This is a genomic window from Erythrobacter sp. WG, from assembly GCF_026586795.1.
In the GTDB taxonomy this organism is placed as follows: Bacteria; Pseudomonadota; Alphaproteobacteria; order Sphingomonadales; family Sphingomonadaceae; genus Erythrobacter.
In genome coordinates this window covers 13,582-29,523 of sequence record NZ_JAPFGY010000027.1, presented here as the reverse complement: position 1 = coordinate 29,523, position 15,942 = coordinate 13,582, and the positions used below count along the sequence as shown (strand labels likewise).

The following is a 15,942-nucleotide window of genomic DNA, read 5'->3' as shown; positions in this document are numbered from 1 at the left end:
CGAAAATCTCAGCCCTGTGCGGCGCGGGGACGCCCGCCCCCACCGCCACCGCGGCGCCCGCGGCTGCGATTGCCGCCGCCGCCGCCGCCGTTGCCCCCGGCGCCATGGCCCTGCCCTTGCGGACGGCCCTGACCGCCGTGACGCTGGCCGCCGCCGTTGCCGCCATGGGCAGGCTTGCCGCCTTGCGGACGGCGATCACCCTCGGCGCGGCGCGGCTCGGCCTGCGGCGCGCGGCGATCGCCCTGGGGACGACGCTCGCCTTGGCCCGCATGGGCGGCCCGGCGCTGCTCGCCCTGCTGCGGGCGACGCTCGCCGTCGGGCCGGCGCTCGCCCTGAGGCTTGCGTGCCCCAAGCGGGCGCGGCTGCACGCGCTTCATCGGCTGGCGGGGGGCAGGCTTTTCCGGGCCCTCGCCTTCCACCACGGCACGGAAATTGTCGGGAAGCGGCAGGCGCTCGAGCTCGGCGCCGGTGGTGCGGCGGATGTCCTTCAAGTAGGCGCGCTCGTCCTCGGCACAGAAGGCGATCGCGACGCCATCACGGCCCGCGCGCGCCGTCCGCCCGATGCGGTGAACATATTGCTCGGGCACGTTGGGCAGCTCGTAGTTGATGACGTGGCTGACCCCCGGAATGTCGATCCCGCGCGCGGCGACGTCGGTCGCGATCAGCACCGGCACGCGCGCCTTGCGGAACTCGTCCAATGCGCGCTGGCGCTGGGGCTGCGACTTGTTGCCGTGGATCGCGTTCGCCTCGATCCCCGCCTGGGCAAGCTTCTTCACCACCCGGTCCGCGCCGTGCTTGGTGCGGGTGAAGATGAGCGTGCGCTCGAACTCGCCGGGGACCTTGTGACGGCCCTTCAAGATCATCTCGAGCAGCGCCGTCTTCTCGTCCTGCTGGACCATGAACAGGTACTGGTCGATACGCTCGGCGGTGGTGCTCTCGGGCGTCACCGAGACCTGCACCGGATTGTTGCAGTAGCCGCCCACCAGTTCCTTGATCGCCTTGGGCATGGTCGCGCTGAAGAACAGCGTCTGGCGGTCCTTCGGCGCCAGCTCGCGGATCTTCCTGAGCGCATGGATGAAGCCCAGGTCGAGCATCTGGTCGGCCTCGTCGAGCACGAGGATTTCGATGCCGTTCAAGTTGAAGGCCTTCTGGTCGATGAGGTCGAGCAGGCGGCCTGGCGTGGCGACGAGGATGTCGGTGCCGCGGTGGAGCTTGTTGCGGTCCTTGCCGACCGATGTGCCGCCGACGATCACCTGGACCTTGAGGCCGGCGAGCGCGCCGTAGTCCTTGGCGCTATCGGCGATCTGCACGGCAAGCTCGCGGGTGGGCGCAAGCACCAGCATCCGGCAGGACTTGAAGGGGATCTGGTTGTCGGCCTCGCGCAGCCGGTCGATGCTCGGAAGCATGAAGGCCGCGGTCTTGCCGGTGCCGGTCTGGGCGATGCCAAGGAGGTCGCGGCCCTTGAGCACGGGCGGGATCGCCTGTTCCTGGATCGGCGTCGGCGTCGAATAGCCCTTCATGTCGAGGGCCTGGAGCACGGGCTGCGACAGCCCGAGGTCAGCGAAAGTGGTCATGTGATACTCGCAATAGGTGCGACGCGCGCTGGCCTGTCCGATGCGGACGGCACACGCGCGGCGCGGGGGTTGAAACCGCCCGCGTGAAAAGGGAAGTCCTTGGGAAAGACCGAAGCGCGGCCGGGGCGGATGCTTTCAGAATTCCGCCGCTTCACGCATGGCTAGCGCGCTTCGATGACGGCCATGTGGGGACCCGCCACCCGAATGTCAATTGATTACGCGCTCACCCAAGCCCCGCCACCGCCATCAGCGCCTTGGTGCTCGGGTCGAAGTCGCCCTCCCCGCTCTCGATCTGCTTGGCGATGGCCTTGCCGAGTTCGACGCCGAACTGGTCAAAGGGGTTGATGCCCATCAGCACGGCATTGGCGAAGGTGCGGTGTTCGTGGAAGGCGATCAGCGCGCCGAGCGCCGCCGCGTCGCAGTCCTCGACGAGGAAGGTCGTCGAGGGCCGGTCGCCGGGGTAGGCGCGCGCCGGATCGTCCGATGGCTTGCCAGCCATCAGAGCCGCGCCTTGCGCGAGGCAGTTCATCAGGAGGATGCGGTGATGCGCCGGATCGAGATCGTCGCCCGGCGCGATGCTGGCGATGAAGTCGACCGGGACGAGATGCGTGCCCTGGTGGAGCAGCTGGAACACCGCGTGCTGCGCGTCGGTGCCCACCCCGCCCCAGGTAATGGCCGCCGTGGGGCCATCGACGGGGGCGCCCTCCCTCGTCACGCTCTTGCCGTTCGATTCCATCTCGAGCTGCTGGAGATAGTCCGGGAGCAGCTTCAGCCGCTCGTCATAGGCGAAGACCGCGCGGGTCTGACAGCCGCGAAGGCGGGTGTAGTACTGGTCGGCGAAAGCGGCGAGCAGCGGGGCGTTCTCCCGCCCCTCGGCGGCGCGGAAGTGATCGTCGACCGCCTTGGCACCGGCCAGCATCGCGCGGAAATCGTCCATGCCGATCGCGAGCGCGACCGGGAAGCCGATGCTCGAGAACAGCGAATAGCGCCCGCCGACGCTCTCCGGGAAGGGCAGGATGCGGGTCTCGTCGACGCCCCATTCGACCGCCTTCTCGGGCGCGGCGGTGAGCGCGATGACCTGCCCGTGCGGGTCCTCGACACCGTTCTCGCGGAGCCACTTCAGCGCGCTCGCGGCGTTGGTCATGGTCTCGATGGTGGTGAAGGTCTTGGAGGCGACCGCGATGATCGTCGTCGCCGGATCGCAGGCGCGAAACGCCGCTTCCAGCGCAAGCCCGTCGATGTTCGAGACGACATGGACATCGACCAGCGCCAGGTCGCGGGTCAGCGCATCGATGGCGAGCGCCGGGCCCAATGCCGAGCCGCCGATGCCGATCGCGATGCAGTGCCTGACCTCGCCCAGCGCGCCCTCGTGGATCGCCTCGACCAGCATCCCCATGCGTGCGAGGAGGGCCTCGGCCTCCTCGACCTGGGGCGCCGTACCGCTGCCGCGCAGAGCGCCGTGGGTGGCGGCGCGGCCTTCGGTGACGTTGACGATCCCGCCGCCGAACAGCTCGGCCCGCGCCGCGGCGAAGCCGGAAGCCTCGGCAAGCGCCTCGAAGGCGGTGAGCGCCTCGCCCGACAGGTGGGTCTTGGCGAAGTCGATGAGCAGCCCGGTCTCGGCATCGCTACCGGGCTCCACCGGCCAGGTGATGCGCCGGGTCATGGCTTCGGCGCGCGCCGGATCGGCGGCGAAGAGATCGGCCAGCCTCGCCTGCGGCAGGCCCCGCAACTGTTCCAGGATGGCCGCGATCCGTGCTCCGTTTGCCGCGTCTCGGTGCAATGCCCTTCCCCTTTGCGCAAGTGTGCGGCTGCGAGTAAGGGCTCGGAGGATGGATGCAAAGACCCAATCGCTCGAACCCCCGCCGTTGGCCGCAACTGGCGGGCGCGCGGACGACCGGCGAGGCGGCTTCACCGCATTTCTCGTCAAGCTGCTGGTGGCGGTGCTCGCCTTCCGCATCCTCGCCTTCGCGCCCTTCTCGATCCCCTCGGAATCGATGCTGCCCCGGCTGATGAAGGGCGATTACCTGCTCGCCGCCAAGTGGCCCTACGGTATCTCTCGCCACTCGCTGCCCTTCGCCCTGCCGCTGCCCGAGGGACGCCTGTTCGCGGCAAGCCCGGAGCGCGGGGACACCGTGATCTTCAAGCACCCGGTCGACGGGCGCGAATACATCAAACGGGTGATCGGGGTGCCGGGCGACCGGGTGGCGGTGCGCGGCGGCGAGGTGCTGCTCAACGGCGCGCCGGTGCGCCGGGATCGGATCGAGGATGCCCTGATCCCGCTCTCGCCCAACACCGGCTGCGCCTGGGGCGGCACGATGGTGGCGACCGGCGAAGACGGCGAGGCCTGCGCCTATGCCCGCTTCCGCGAGACCCTGCCCGAGGGGCGATCCTACGATGTGCTCGATTTCGGCCCGACCCCGGCGGACAGTTTTGCCGAGGTGACCGTGCCGCCCGGACGCCTGTTCGTGATGGGCGACAATCGCGACAACTCGCTGGACAGCCGCTTCCCGGCCGAGGCGGGACAGGGCGTGGGCCTCGTTTCCGAGGACCGGCTGATCGGGCGCGCGGCGCTGATCGTCTGGTCGACCGATGGGAGCGCGGACTGGCTCAACCCCGTCTCGTGGTTCGCCGCCGCACGGTGGGAGCGGATCGGAGACCTGTTGTGAGCCTCACGCTCGATCCCGCCGCGCGCGCCTGGCTCGAGGCGCAGGGCTTCGCCCCGGCGCGCGATGCGCCGTGGCTCGAGGCGCTGACCCACGGCAGCTTCAACGGCGCCGGCGCGGAGGTCGCGGATTACCAGCGGCTCGAGTTCTTGGGCGACCGGGTGCTCGGCCTGTCGGTCGCGGCCTGGCTGTTTCGCGCAGGTGATGGTCCGGAAGGCAAGCTTTCCCAGCGGCTTAACGCCCTCGTCAGCGGCGCGACCTGCGCGCGGATCGCCCGCACCATCGGCCTGCCGGAGCACATCCGCCTCGGCAAGCAGGCGCGCGACGATGGCGGGGCGGACAGCGACAAGATCCTGGGCGATGTGATGGAGGCGCTGATCGGCGCGTGCTTCATCGAACACGGCTTCGACACCGCGCAGGCGCTGATCTATCGCTTGTGGAACAAGGAGTTGGAGGGCGACGAGGGCAAGGCCAAGCACCCCAAGAGCGCGCTCCAGGAATGGGCCGCCGGCAACCGCCGTGCGCCTCCGCTTTACGAGGTGGTCGAGCGCTCCGGCCCTGACCATGCGGCGCGCTTCACGGTGCGGGTATCGATCCGCAATGTCGGCCATGCCGAGGCTACCGCGAGCAGCAAGGGCGAGGCCGAAAGGCTCGCTGCCAAGGCTTTCATGGAGCGGTTCGGCTGACATCGCCACCGGCCCGGTGTTTCACGTGAAACATCGCTCCGGGACGGGTCTGGAGGGGGTCTGAAGGCGGTCTGGAGGGGGTGTGACAGCGGTCTAGGGCCGGTCTGCACGAGGTCTGTCCCCCTCAACCAGCCCTCACCGCGTTCGTCCTGAGCTTGTCGAAGGACTGTCCTTTCTTCGGGACACAGCAGCGTGAAGAAAGTACAGGGCTTCGACAGGCTCAGCCCGAACGGATATGATGAACGAAGAGCAACCCACCCCCACCCGCTGCGGCGTCGTCGCCGTGCTCGGCGCGCCCAACGCCGGCAAGTCGACCCTCGTCAACGCGCTCGTCGGCCAGAAGGTCGCGATCACCAGCGCCAAGGCCCAGACCACCCGCGCGCGGATGCTCGGCATCGCGCTGCACGAGGTGGACGGCGCGCCGACGCAGATGATTCTCGTCGACACCCCCGGCATCTTCGCGCCCCGCCGCCGCCTCGACCGGGCGATGGTGAGTGCAGCTTGGGAGGGTGCCGAGGCGGCGGACGCGGTGCTGCTGATGGTCGATCCCATCAAGCAGCGCCGCCATGAACTCGAGCCGCTGCTGGAAACGCTCAGCGGAAGGCCCGAGCGCAAGATCCTCGTCCTCAACAAGGTCGACCGCGCCAAAAAGGAGCCGCTGCTGGTGCTGGCGCAGGAGCTCACCGGCAAGGTCGATTTCGCCGAGGTGTTCTTCATCTCCGCCCTCACCGGCGAAGGCGTGCCCGAGCTGAAGGACATCCTCGCCCGGCAAATGCCCGAGGGCGCCTGGATGTACCCGGAGGATCAGGTCTCCGACGCCTCCGAACGCCTGCTCGCCGCCGAGATCACCCGCGAACAGCTCTACCAGCAGCTCCACGAGGAACTGCCCTACGACAGCGCGGTGCGGCCCGAGAGATACGAGGTGCGCCCCGACGGCAGCGTCGAGATCCACCAGCAGATCGTGGTGACGCGCGACAACCAGCGCGCGATCGTGCTCGGCAAGGGCGGCTCCAAGATCAAGGCGATCGGCGCCGCCGCCCGCGCCGAACTGGCCGAGGTGCTGGGGGTGAAGGTCCACCTGTTCCTGCACGTCAAGGTGCTGGAGAACTGGGCCGAGGACCGGGAGATCTTCGAGGAAATCGGGCTCGATTGGGTGCGGTGAGGCTCGCCTGCAGGTCGGTGCGGCAGGGGCAAGCCGTCCGGCCTTACGGCAAATTCGCGGCGAAAGGATTTCCAGTGGTGGTTTGCGCGAATGTCATGGGCTGTCCAGATGCCCAGGATCGGGCGCCTGGCCTCGCCCGGGGAGCCGGAGGGAAGACGAAATGGAGGAGATTGCGTCACGGTGCCTGTGCGTTGGCGGCGCTGGTTCTTGCGGGCTCGGCAATGGCGAATGATGCCGGGTCTCGGCTGGATGCGGCCGTACCTGCGGCGATGGCGCAAACCGGCGCACGCGGACTCGCCGTGGCCGTCATCGAAGATGGGGCGATTGTCAGCATCAGGACGTTCGGCGTGCGCAACACGGCGGGCGATCCGCTTACCGCCGATACGGTCATGTACGGCGCATCGCTCACCAAGGCCGTGTTCGGGTATCTTGCAGCGCAGCTCGCCGCCGAAGGAAAGCTCGATCTCGACAGGCCGATCGCGAACCTGCTTGCCGATCCGCTGCCCGCGTACGGCAATCTTGCGGCTTACGGAAATTGGGGCGATCTCGCCACGGATGAGCGCTGGCGCTCGATCACGCCGCGCATGGTCCTGACCCATTCGACGGGCTTTGCGAATTTCGCGTTTCTCGAACCGGACAAGCGCCTGCGCATCCATTTCGATCCTGGCACCCGCTATGCCTATTCGGGCGAAGGGATCATGCTCTTGCAGTTCGCGCTGGAGCGGGGGATGGGCCTCGACGTCGAGGAGGAACTGCAGCGCCGCTTTTTCCGGCCGCTCGGAATGAGGCGCACGAGCCTGCGATGGCAGACGGCCTTTGCCGGCAACCTCGCCGATGGCTGGGACGCGGACGGCCGGGCCGAGGCCCATGACGAGCGAAGCCGTGTGCGCGCTGCCGGATCGATGGATACGACCATCGCGGACATGGCGCGCATGGCTGCCTTCATGGTCCGTGCTGAGGGGCTGTCCTCCGATCGGCGCAGTCTCTTTCCCGGTGGTACGCTCCCGATCACGACCCGGCAGCAGTTCCCCACTCTCCTGCCGGACGCCCCGGAAGCCGAACGGCCGAAGGCGCTGGCCGGCCTGGGCGTGATTGCCTTTTCCGGGCCACAGGGCCCCGGGTGGTACAAGGGCGGGCACAACGACACCACCGCCAATACGCTCGTTTGCCTTGAGGAACGCCGCCGCTGCGTGGTGATTCTCGCCAACGACGTGAGGGCGGAGCGTGCCTTCCCGCGTCTGGTGCGCCTCGTGCTCGGGGAAACCGGGGTCCCCTATCGATGGGAATATCCGGACATCGAAGACGAGTGAGGCTCGCCGTGGACGATCCGCTGCGCCGCTGTCGCCCGCTTCATCGCGAGGCGGTGGCGTAATCGCGTCTCAATCCCGGCAGAAGCCCACGCCCTCCTCGACCATCAGGCAGTCCTGTTTGCCGGCGAGCCACTTGAGGCCGGTCTCGTCGCCGGTGGCCTTTTTGAGCAGCTTGGGCGTGCCGCCCTGCTCGAAGGCGATGCCGTCGGCGGTGGCGGTGCCGGCGTAGGTCGCCTTGGTGTCGAGGTCGGACTGCATTGCGAGCGTGTAGCGCCCTTCCCCGGCATCGGTGATGGTGACGAACAGGCCCTCGGGCCCGGTCCAGGTGCCGACCCAGTCGGCGTAGGACGGCGCCGCGGCGGCGGTGGTCGCGGCGGCGGTTGGGGTGGCCTCGGGTGCGGCGGGGGTGTCTGCGGCGGGGGAGCAGCCGGCGAGGATGGCGGCAAGGAGGAGCGCAGCTCCGGGTCCGGCTTCGGCGATCATCATCGGGCGTCATCCTCCTCTATCGGGTGCAGGGATAGCGCGGACCGGAGCAGATGACCACCGGGGTGGAGGCTCTTGCGACGAGACGATACGACCCTTCATCGCGACAAAAGCTGGGGCCTGTGGCGACGTGGAGCCACGTCGGCAAACGAGGTGCCGATCAGCTCTGGGCCCCAGCTTTCGCTGGGGTGACGAGCATGGGTAGGACGCGGGCGGAGGTCACCCCCGCCCCAGCTTCTCCAGCTTGGCGCGCAGGGCCGCCTCGTCGAAGGGCTTGACGATGTAATCGTCGGCGCCTGCGGCGATGCCCTCGTGGATGTCCCGCGCCTCACCGTTCGAGGTGCAGAACACCACCACCGGCTCGCGCGGGGTGGGGATGGCGCGCAGCTTTTCGACGAAGGCGATGCCGTCCATCTCGGGCATGTTCCAGTCGGTCAGCACGAGATCGGGCATGGCCTGCTTGCAGCGGGCGAGCGCCTCGTGGCCGTCCTGCGCCTCGATCGGCACGTAGCCGAGGCTGGCGGCGATCTTGGCGGCGACCTTGCGGATCACGCGGCTGTCGTCGACGATGAGGCAGGTCTTCGCGGTGGCGGCAGGCGCCTCGTGCCCGGCGTAGCGGTCGCGCATCGCCTTGGCGGCGGCGACGATCGCGGCGGTATCGTCGGGATCGGAAGACGGCGCGGCGGGGCCTTTGGGCGCTGGCGCGGCGGTCGCGGCGCGGGCGGCTTCGGCCTCGGCGGCAAGCAGCGCCTCGTTCTCGGCGAGCTTCTGGGCGAGGGTCTTGCCGTCGGCGCCCGGCCCGGCGGGCGAGCGGCGGTGCGGGCCGGTGTGACGCTTGATGAGGTTGTGCATCCCTAGCGTCCCCCCATCGCGGCATAGCTCTGCTGATAGGCCTGGGCGGCGAAATCGTCCGAATAGGGATCCTCGGCGGCATCGGGCAGGCCGACGACCTCGCCCGGCGTTACCCGGACGTGGAGGTAGGGCATCCAGACATCGCCGAATTCGGCCTTCTGGTACCACACGTCGAGGACGTCATAGCTCGCCCACATCCCGTCCGGCTCGCGCAGGCGCAGGCCCTCGCCGATGCGCGGGACCGCGGCGAAGCGGATCCGCGACTGGGTCTGGTGGGTCTCGTTCTGGACTTCGATTTCGATCACGGCGGCAAGCCCTTCTTGAGGGCTGTGTGGTAGGGGGCAAATACTTACTTTTTTACCAACGCGAGAGGGCGGCGCGCCGCTTTCGCACCGCCCCCGTGGCTCATTCCGTCGCGCGTTTTGCAGACTTTGCGGCAGGCGCCTTTTTCGCCGGGGCCTTCTTCGCTGCCGCTGTCTTGGCGGGCGCCTTTTTCGGCGCCGCTTTCTTCTTGGCCTTCCCCTTGGCCGGGCCCTTGGCGGCGCGCGCGTCGATGAGCGCGATCGCCGCCTCGAGCGTCACCTCCTCGGGCTTGGCATCGCGCGGGATCGTGGCGTTGGTGGTGCCGTCGGTGACATAGGGACCGAAGCGCCCCGGCATGACCTTGATCTCGCCGCCGCTGACCGGGTGCGCGCCGAGGGTGGCGATGGGTTCGGACTTGCCGCGGCTCCCGCCGCCTCGGTTCGCCGCTTCCGCGAGGATCGCGACCGCGCGGTTCATGCCAACCTCGAACACCTCGCGGGTGCCGGAAAGCTTCCCGTACTTGCCGTCATGCCTGAGATAGGGGCCGTAACGCCCGATATTCGCCTCGATTTCAAGTCCAGTGTCGGGATGAGCGCCGACGATCCGGGGAAGATCCAGCAGCTTGACCGCCCAGTCCAGATCGAAGTGGTCGAGATCCTTGGGGATCGACGCGCGCTTCGCCTCCTTGCCCTCGCCCATCTGGACATAGGGACCGAAGCGCCCGGTCTTGCGGTGGATGTCCTCGCCGGTCTCCGGGTGCTGGCCGATGATGCCGTCCTCGGCCCCGCCTTCGCCCTCCCCGCCCGGCTGGGCGAAGCGGCGGGTGTACTTGCACTCGGGATAGTTGTTGCAGGCAACGAAGGCGCCGAAGCGGCCCCCACGCAGCGAGAGCCTGCCGTTCGGGCGCCCTTCCGCCGCGCACAGCGGACAGGCGCGCGGGTCGCTGCCATCCTCGCGGGGCGGGAACAGGAAGTCCGAGAGATATTCGTCCAGCGCCTCGGTCACTTCCGAGGGCAGCTTTTCCATCACCTCGTCGGCCTTGGGGCGGAAATCGCGCCAGAAGCGTTCGAGCAGCGCCTTGTAGTCCTCGCGCCCGTCGGAGACGCCGTCGAGCTCGTCCTCCATGCCCGCCGTGAAGTCATAGGCGACATAGGTCGGGAAGAAACGTTCTAGGAAGGCGGTCAGCAGGCGGCCCGATTCCTCGGCGAAGAAGCGGTTCTTCTCCATGCGGACATAGGCGCGGTCGCGCAGGGTCTGGATGGTCGAGGCGTAGGTGGAAGGGCGGCCGATGCCGAGTTCTTCGAGGCGCTTGACCAGCGAGGCTTCCGAGAAGCGCGGCGGCGGCTGGGTGAAGTGCTGGGTGGCCTCGACGGCGCGCTTGGCCGGCTGGTCGCCCGCCTTCATCTGCGGGAGCAGGCCGCCGTCCTCGTCCTCCCCCTCTTTATTTGGGCTGTCGTCGAGGCCCTCCTGATAGACCGCGAGGAAGCCGGGGAAGCGGATCACCTGGCCGGTGGCGCGCAGTTCGTGGCTCCCGGTCGCATCGCGCAGGGTGACGGTGGTGCGCTCCAGTTGCGCGGTCGCCATCTGGCTCGCCATCGCGCGCTTGAAAATGAGGTCGTAGAGCCGCGCTTCATCCGCGCTCCCGGCCCGTTCGCGGGCGAAATCGGTCGGCCGGATCGCCTCATGCGCTTCCTGCGCGTTCTTCGCCTTGGTGCTGTAGAAGCGTGGCTTTTCCGGGAGATAGGCGCTGTCGTAGCGCGCGGCGATGGCATCGCGCAGCGCGTGAATCGCCCCCGGGTCCATCTGCACGCCGTCCGTGCGCATGTAGGTGATCGCGCCCGCCTCGTAGAGGCTCTGCGCGAGCCGCATAGTGTGTTGCGCCGAGAAGCCAAGCTTGCGCGCGGCCTCCTGCTGCAAGGTCGAGGTGGTGAACGGCGGCGCCGGGTTGCGCTTCACCGGCTTGGTCTCGACGCCTTCCACCGTGAAGCGCCCGGCCTCGACCGCGGCCTTGGCCTCCATCGCGATGCCTTGGTTGCCGAGGCTCAAACGCTCCAGCTTGACGCCCTTGAACTTGACCAGCCGCGCGTCGAACTCGGTCCCGTCGTGCTGCATCTTGGCGAGCACGGACCAATATTCCTCCGCCCGGAAGGCCTCGATCTCGCGCTCACGCTCGACGATCAGGCGCAGCGCGACCGACTGCACCCGCCCCGCGCTCTTGGCGCCGGGGAGCTTCCTCCACAGCACCGGCGACAGGGTGAAGCCGAACAGGTAGTCCAATGCGCGGCGCGCCAAGTAGGCGTCGATCAGCGGCTGATCCAGTTCGCGCGGGCGCGCCATCGCCTCGGTCACGGCGGTCTTGGTGATCGCGTTGAACGTCACCCGCTCGACCGCCTTGGGCAGCGCCTTGCGCTTCGCCAGCAGCTCGCGCACGTGCCAGCTGATCGCCTCGCCCTCACGGTCGGGGTCGGTGGCGAGCACCAGCCGGTCAGCCTTCTTGGCAGCGTCGGCGATCTCCTTGAAGCGGCTCTGCTTGTCGCGGTAGAGTTCCCACTCCATCGCAAAGCCGTCCTCCGGCTTCACGCTCCCGTCCTTCGGCGGCAGGTCGCGGACATGGCCGTAGGAGGCGAGGACCTTGAAGTCCTTGCCGAGATATTTCTCGATGGTCTTGGCCTTGGCGGGGGATTCGACGATGACAAGCTGCATGGCGCTGAGAGAGAGGTCCCTTACGTGTACGTACGCGCGAGGGTGGCGGGGTGCTGCGCCCAGCGTCAAGGGGGTAGTGGTGCGGCTCTCTAGGCCGCCCGCCGCACTGCCCCGTCGGCCTCGCGCACCAGATCGCCTGCCAGTTCCAGTTCGAGAAGTGCCATGTGCACCTCGGCCGCGCTGACGCCTGCCTGGCGTATCAGTTCGTCGATGCCGACAGGGGCGGTGGTGAGGAGATTGGCGATGTCGCCCGAGAGGTCCGCACGCGCCTCGCCCCAGTCCAGTTTGGCAAGTTCGGCATAGTCGAAGTCCGAGGGGCTGTCGGCGACGCGGAAGCGCGAGCGCGGCGCGCCGGTGAAGCTTTGCAACAGTTCCACCACTTCGTCCGGCGTCTGCACCAGCACCGCGCCTTCGCGGATCAGTTGGTTGCACCCCAAGCTCCTCGCATCGAGCGGGGAGCCGGGGATCGCCATGACCTCGCGCCCCGCCTCGCCCGCGAGCCGCGCGGTGATGAGGCTCCCCGATTGCGGCGCCGCCTCGACGACGAGGGTGCCCAAGGCAAGCCCGGCGATGATGCGGTTGCGCGACGGGAAATGCCTTCCGCGCGGCTCGGTGCCAGGGGGCTGTTCGGCGATCACCAGGCCCTCTTGCGCGATGCGCTCCTGAAGCTCTGCGTGCTGCGGCGGGTAGGCGATGTCGATGCCGCTGGCGATGACACCGATGGTGGCCGGGAAGGCCCCCTCGTGCGCCGCGCCGTCGATTCCCCGGGCAAGGCCGGAGACGACGGTGAACCCCGCCTCGGCGAGCGCAGCGGCGAAGTCGCGGGCGAGCTTGACCGCCGCCGCGCTGGCGTTGCGCGCGCCCACCAGCGCGACGCACGGCGCGCTCGCCAGCGCGAGGTTGCCGCGGCAGGTGACGATCGGCGGGGCTGACTCGAGCTCGCCCATCAGCGCGGGGTAATCGGGCTGGTCGTGGAACAGGTAGCGCGCCCCCGCCGCGCGCACCGCGGTGACCTCGCGCTCGATGCTTTCGGCGCTGGCGGGGTGGTAGGGCCCCCGCCCCCGGCTGGCGAGATCGGGGAGCGCATCGAGTGCGTCGGCGGCCGAGCCGAAGCGGGCAAGAAGCTGGCGGTAGCTGATCGGCCCGATATTGGGCGAGCGCAGCAGGCGGATGCGCGCGAAGGCCTCGGCCTGGGTGAGTGCGACCTCGTCCCCCATCGCGGTCAGGGTCTCACGACGCCTTGGAGCCCACCTTCGGCTCCTCCCCCCGCATCAGCCGGCCGATGTTTGCGCGGTGCTGGACGATGACGATCGCGGCGATGGCGATCAGCGGCGGGATGACCTCGGGATAGCCGAGCATCCAGGCGACCAGCGGCGCGGCGACGACGCTCACCAGCGAGGAGACCGAGGAGATGCGGCTCACGAACAGGGTGATGCCCCAGACGCCCGCGCAGGCGAGCATCGCCGGCCAGGCGAGCGCGCCCAGCGCCCCGGCGGCGCTGGCAAAGCCCTTGCCGCCCTTGAAGGCGAGCCACGGGGTGAAGCAGTGCCCGGCGACCGCCGCGACCGCCGCGACGCCCTCGGTGCCCGGCCAAACGGCGCGCGCCACCAGCACCGGGATCACCGCCTTCGCCGCATCGCACAGCACGGTCGCCGCGGCGAGGCCCTTGTTGCCGGTGCGCAGCACGTTGGTCGCCCCGATGCTCCCGCTGCCGATCTTGCGCACGTCCCCTAGCCCCGCCGCGCGGGTGAGGATCAGGCCGAAGGGGATCGAGCCCAGAGCAAAGCCCAAAAGGGCGGCGAAAACAGCGTCCATCAATTCCCATCCCGTTCGCCCTGAGCTTGTCGAAGGGCTGCACTTCTTCTAGCGCGCAGCAAGCCAAAAGAAAGACAGGGCTTCGACAAGCTCGGCCCGAACGGAGGTTTCTTGTCGGACCATCCTGCTTCCCCGATCCTGCTGTTCGATTCCGGCGTCGGGGGCCTCACCGTCCACGACGCCCTGCGCGAAGTCCTCCCCGAAGCCCCCGTGATCTACGCCGCGGACCTGGCAGGGCTCCCCTACGGCACCAAGTCCGAGGCGCAGATCGCCGCGCGGGTTGCGGGGCTGCTCGGGCGGATGGCGGAGCGGTATCAGCCGCGGCTCGCCTGCATCGCCTGCAACACCGCCTCGACCATTGCGCTGGGCATGGTGCGCGACGTGCTGGAGATCCCCGTCGTCGGAACGGTCCCCGCGATCAAGCCCGCCGCCGCGCTCACGCAGACCGGCACGATCGGCCTCGTCGGCACCGAGGCGACGATCCGGCAGGCCTATGTCGACGATCTCGAGCGCGCCTTCGCGGCGGACAAGCGCCTGCTGCGCGTCGCCGCCCCGGCGCTGGTGGGCGCGGCGGAAGCGAAGCTGCGCGGCGAGCCGGTCGACCCGGCGCTGATCGCCGACGTGCGCGACCGGCTTGCCGCCCAGGGCGCGGGCCTGCCTTCGATCGACACGCTGGTGCTCGCCTGCACGCACTTCCCCCTGCTCGGCGAGGAATTCGCGGCGGTGTTCGGCCGCGACGTGGCGCAGGTCGACGGGGCACGCGGCATCGCGCGGCGCATCGCCCAACTGCTCGAAGGCCAGCCTTTCGCCGCGCACGGACCCAACCGCTTCGTCGTCACCGGGCCGGTGGCGGGCGCCCGCGGCCTCGAGCAAGCCCTCGCCGCACGCGGCTTCGGGGCGGCGGAAGCCTTCTGATTTGCGCACCATGGCTTGCGAAACGCTCGCAAAGATCGCTGTGGCAAAAGCGTGGCCCTACCCTTAAATACGCCGGAAACCGACCGCCCTCGGCTTCGTTGTGGCGGGACAAGAGAACGCACGGCAGGAACCCGCGCCCCCGCCAGCAGAGGTGGCCGCGAGATCAGCGAGGGCTGAGTGAACTACGACCAGATCTTCGATTCCGCGATCGACCTGCTGCACGAGGAAGGCCGCTACCGCGTCTTTATCGACATCATGCGCAACAAGGGGGCCTACCCCAACGCGCGCTGCTTCCACGGGCACAATGGCCCCAAGCCGATCACCGTGTGGTGCTCGAACGATTACCTCGGCATGGGCCAGCACGACAAGGTGATCGGCGCGATGGAGGCTGCGCTGCATGATGTCGGCGCGGGCAGCGGCGGCACCCGCAACATCGGCGGCAACACCCACCTCCACATCGAGCTGGAGCGCGAGCTCGCCGATCTCCACGGCAAGGACGCGGCGCTGCTGTTCACCAGCGGCTACGTCTCGAACGACGCGACGCTCTCGACCCTCGCGAAGCTTTTGCCGGGCTGCATCATCTTCTCCGACGAGCTCAATCACGCGAGCATGATCGCCGGCATCCGCAATTCGGGATGCGAGAAGAAGGTGTTTCGCCACAACGACGTCGCGCACCTCGAAGAGCTGCTCGCCAGCGTCGACATCGGGACGCCCAAGCTGATCGCCTTCGAGAGCGTCTATTCGATGGACGGCGACATCGCGCCGATCCACGCGATCTGCGACCTTGCCGAGAAATACAACGCACTGACCTACATCGACGAGGTCCACGCGGTCGGGATGTACGGCGCGCGCGGCGGCGGCATCTCGGAACGCGACGGCGCGGCGCACCGGATCGACATCATCGAAGGCACGCTCGGCAAGGCCTTCGGGGTGATGGGCGGCTATATCGCGGCGAGCACCAAGGTGGTCGACTGCATCCGCTCCTACGCGCCCGGCTTCATCTTCACGACCTCGCTCTCACCGGTGCTGGTTGCGGGCGTGCTCGCCTCGGTTCGCCACCTCAAGGGTTCGGCCGAGGAGCGCAACGCCCAGCAGCGCGCGGCGGCAATGCTCAAGCTGAAGTTCGCCGAGGCGGGGCTCCCCGTCATGGACAGCGTGACCCACATCGTCCCGCTGATGGTCGGCGATCCGGTGCGCGCCAAGAAGATCAGCGACATCCTGCTCGCCGAATACGGCGTCTATGTGCAGCCGATCAACTTCCCCACCGTGCCCCGCGGCACCGAGCGCCTGCGCTTCACCCCCGGCCCCTTCCACACCGAAGCGATGATGGACGAGCTGACGAGCGCGCTCGTCGAGATCTGGGACCGGCTCGAACTGGGGCTCGCCGAGGCGGCGTGAATCGCGCCGTTCCGTAGCGTCCTTTGTGAAGGGCTGCCGGTGGGCTAGCTAACCTCCCGAACAGGATTCGGGAGAGAC

General features: G+C 68.8%; 14 protein-coding genes. 6 read left to right on the top strand and 8 right to left on the bottom strand.

What is annotated here, in order from left to right:
- Positions 1–8 precede the first annotated feature (8 nt).
- Together OPU67_RS13075 and pgi are read right to left on the bottom strand one after the other, a co-directional pair.
- Positions 9–1,574: a DEAD/DEAH box helicase gene (locus OPU67_RS13075; protein ID WP_267620289.1), complete on the bottom strand. Its 1,566-nt coding sequence runs from the start codon at positions 1,572–1,574 to the stop codon at positions 9–11.
- A gap of 223 nt (positions 1,575–1,797) precedes the next feature.
- The gene (gene pgi, locus OPU67_RS13070) at positions 1,798–3,354 is read right to left on the bottom strand and encodes a glucose-6-phosphate isomerase (RefSeq protein WP_267620287.1); all 1,557 of its coding nucleotides are present in this window, start codon (positions 3,352–3,354) and stop codon (positions 1,798–1,800) included.
- Between the two features lie 49 nt (positions 3,355–3,403).
- Here pgi and lepB point away from each other — a divergent pair, with 49 nt between their 5' ends.
- The 4 genes from lepB (at position 3,404) to OPU67_RS13050 (ending at position 7,395) form a co-directional block, all read left to right on the top strand.
- Positions 3,404–4,240, top strand: a complete 837-nt coding sequence (lepB, locus tag OPU67_RS13065) for a signal peptidase I (RefSeq protein WP_267620285.1) — start codon at positions 3,404–3,406, stop codon at positions 4,238–4,240.
- A complete protein-coding gene (rnc, locus tag OPU67_RS13060; RefSeq protein WP_267620283.1) occupies positions 4,237–4,923 on the top strand; it encodes a ribonuclease III in 687 nt (228 codons plus the stop codon). The genes lepB and rnc overlap by 4 nt, the downstream gene beginning before the upstream one ends.
- A 238-nt stretch (positions 4,924–5,161) precedes the next feature.
- Positions 5,162–6,085, top strand: a complete 924-nt coding sequence (gene era / locus OPU67_RS13055; RefSeq protein ID WP_267620282.1) for a GTPase Era — start codon at positions 5,162–5,164, stop codon at positions 6,083–6,085.
- A 191-nt stretch (positions 6,086–6,276) separates the two neighbouring features.
- The gene (locus OPU67_RS13050) at positions 6,277–7,395 is read left to right on the top strand and encodes a serine hydrolase domain-containing protein (RefSeq protein ID WP_267620281.1); all 1,119 of its coding nucleotides are present in this window, start codon (positions 6,277–6,279) and stop codon (positions 7,393–7,395) included.
- Between the two features lie 69 nt (positions 7,396–7,464).
- Here the strand turns inward: OPU67_RS13050 and OPU67_RS13045 are convergent, their stop codons facing one another.
- From OPU67_RS13045 to plsY, 6 genes are all read right to left on the bottom strand, one after another.
- Entirely contained in the window at positions 7,465–7,881 is a 417-nt protein-coding gene (locus OPU67_RS13045) for a hypothetical protein (RefSeq protein WP_267620280.1), read from the bottom strand.
- A gap of 216 nt (positions 7,882–8,097) precedes the next feature.
- A complete protein-coding gene (locus OPU67_RS16350; RefSeq protein WP_324255370.1) occupies positions 8,098–8,730 on the bottom strand; it encodes a response regulator in 633 nt (210 codons plus the stop codon).
- Positions 8,731–8,732: 2 nt separating this feature from the next.
- A complete protein-coding gene (locus OPU67_RS13035) occupies positions 8,733–9,035 on the bottom strand; it encodes a hypothetical protein (RefSeq protein ID WP_267620279.1) in 303 nt (100 codons plus the stop codon).
- Between the two features lie 100 nt (positions 9,036–9,135).
- Positions 9,136–11,736 carry a type I DNA topoisomerase gene (gene topA, locus OPU67_RS13030; RefSeq protein WP_267620278.1) on the bottom strand — a complete coding sequence of 867 codons (2,601 nt, stop codon included), beginning with the start codon at positions 11,734–11,736 and terminating at the stop codon, positions 9,136–9,138.
- 89 nt (positions 11,737–11,825) lie between these two features.
- On the bottom strand, positions 11,826–12,953 hold the full coding sequence (dprA, locus tag OPU67_RS13025) for a DNA-processing protein DprA (protein WP_267620276.1): 1,128 nt from the start codon (positions 12,951–12,953) through the stop codon (positions 11,826–11,828).
- A 13-nt stretch (positions 12,954–12,966) separates the two neighbouring features.
- The gene (plsY, locus tag OPU67_RS13020; protein WP_267620273.1) at positions 12,967–13,551 is read right to left on the bottom strand and encodes a glycerol-3-phosphate 1-O-acyltransferase PlsY; all 585 of its coding nucleotides are present in this window, start codon (positions 13,549–13,551) and stop codon (positions 12,967–12,969) included.
- A 111-nt stretch (positions 13,552–13,662) separates the two neighbouring features.
- Between plsY and murI the strand changes: the two genes are divergently transcribed.
- Together murI and hemA are read left to right on the top strand one after the other, a co-directional pair.
- The gene (gene murI, locus OPU67_RS13015) at positions 13,663–14,466 is read left to right on the top strand and encodes a glutamate racemase (RefSeq protein ID WP_267620270.1); all 804 of its coding nucleotides are present in this window, start codon (positions 13,663–13,665) and stop codon (positions 14,464–14,466) included.
- 177 nt (positions 14,467–14,643) lie between these two features.
- The gene (hemA, locus tag OPU67_RS13010) at positions 14,644–15,864 is read left to right on the top strand and encodes a 5-aminolevulinate synthase (protein ID WP_267620268.1); all 1,221 of its coding nucleotides are present in this window, start codon (positions 14,644–14,646) and stop codon (positions 15,862–15,864) included.
- Positions 15,865–15,942 lie beyond the last annotated feature (78 nt).

Bases quoted from the DNA above. Each gene is read 5' to 3' on its own strand.
- OPU67_RS13075 (WP_267620289.1), bottom strand. From the start codon at position 1,574: ATGACCACTTTCGCTGACCTCGGGCTGTCGCAGCCCGTGCTCCAGGCC.
- plsY (WP_267620273.1), bottom strand. From the start codon at position 13,551: ATGGACGCTGTTTTCGCCGCCCTTTTGGGCTTTGCTCTGGGCTCGATC.
- topA (WP_267620278.1), bottom strand. From the start codon at position 11,736: ATGCAGCTTGTCATCGTCGAATCCCCCGCCAAGGCCAAGACCATCGAG.
- lepB (WP_267620285.1), top strand. From the start codon at position 3,404: ATGGATGCAAAGACCCAATCGCTCGAACCCCCGCCGTTGGCCGCAACT.
- era (WP_267620282.1), top strand. From the start codon at position 5,162: ATGAACGAAGAGCAACCCACCCCCACCCGCTGCGGCGTCGTCGCCGTG.
- OPU67_RS13045 (WP_267620280.1), bottom strand. From the start codon at position 7,881: ATGATGATCGCCGAAGCCGGACCCGGAGCTGCGCTCCTCCTTGCCGCC.
- OPU67_RS16350 (WP_324255370.1), bottom strand. From the start codon at position 8,730: ATGCACAACCTCATCAAGCGTCACACCGGCCCGCACCGCCGCTCGCCC.
- dprA (WP_267620276.1), bottom strand. From the start codon at position 12,953: ATGGGGGACGAGGTCGCACTCACCCAGGCCGAGGCCTTCGCGCGCATC.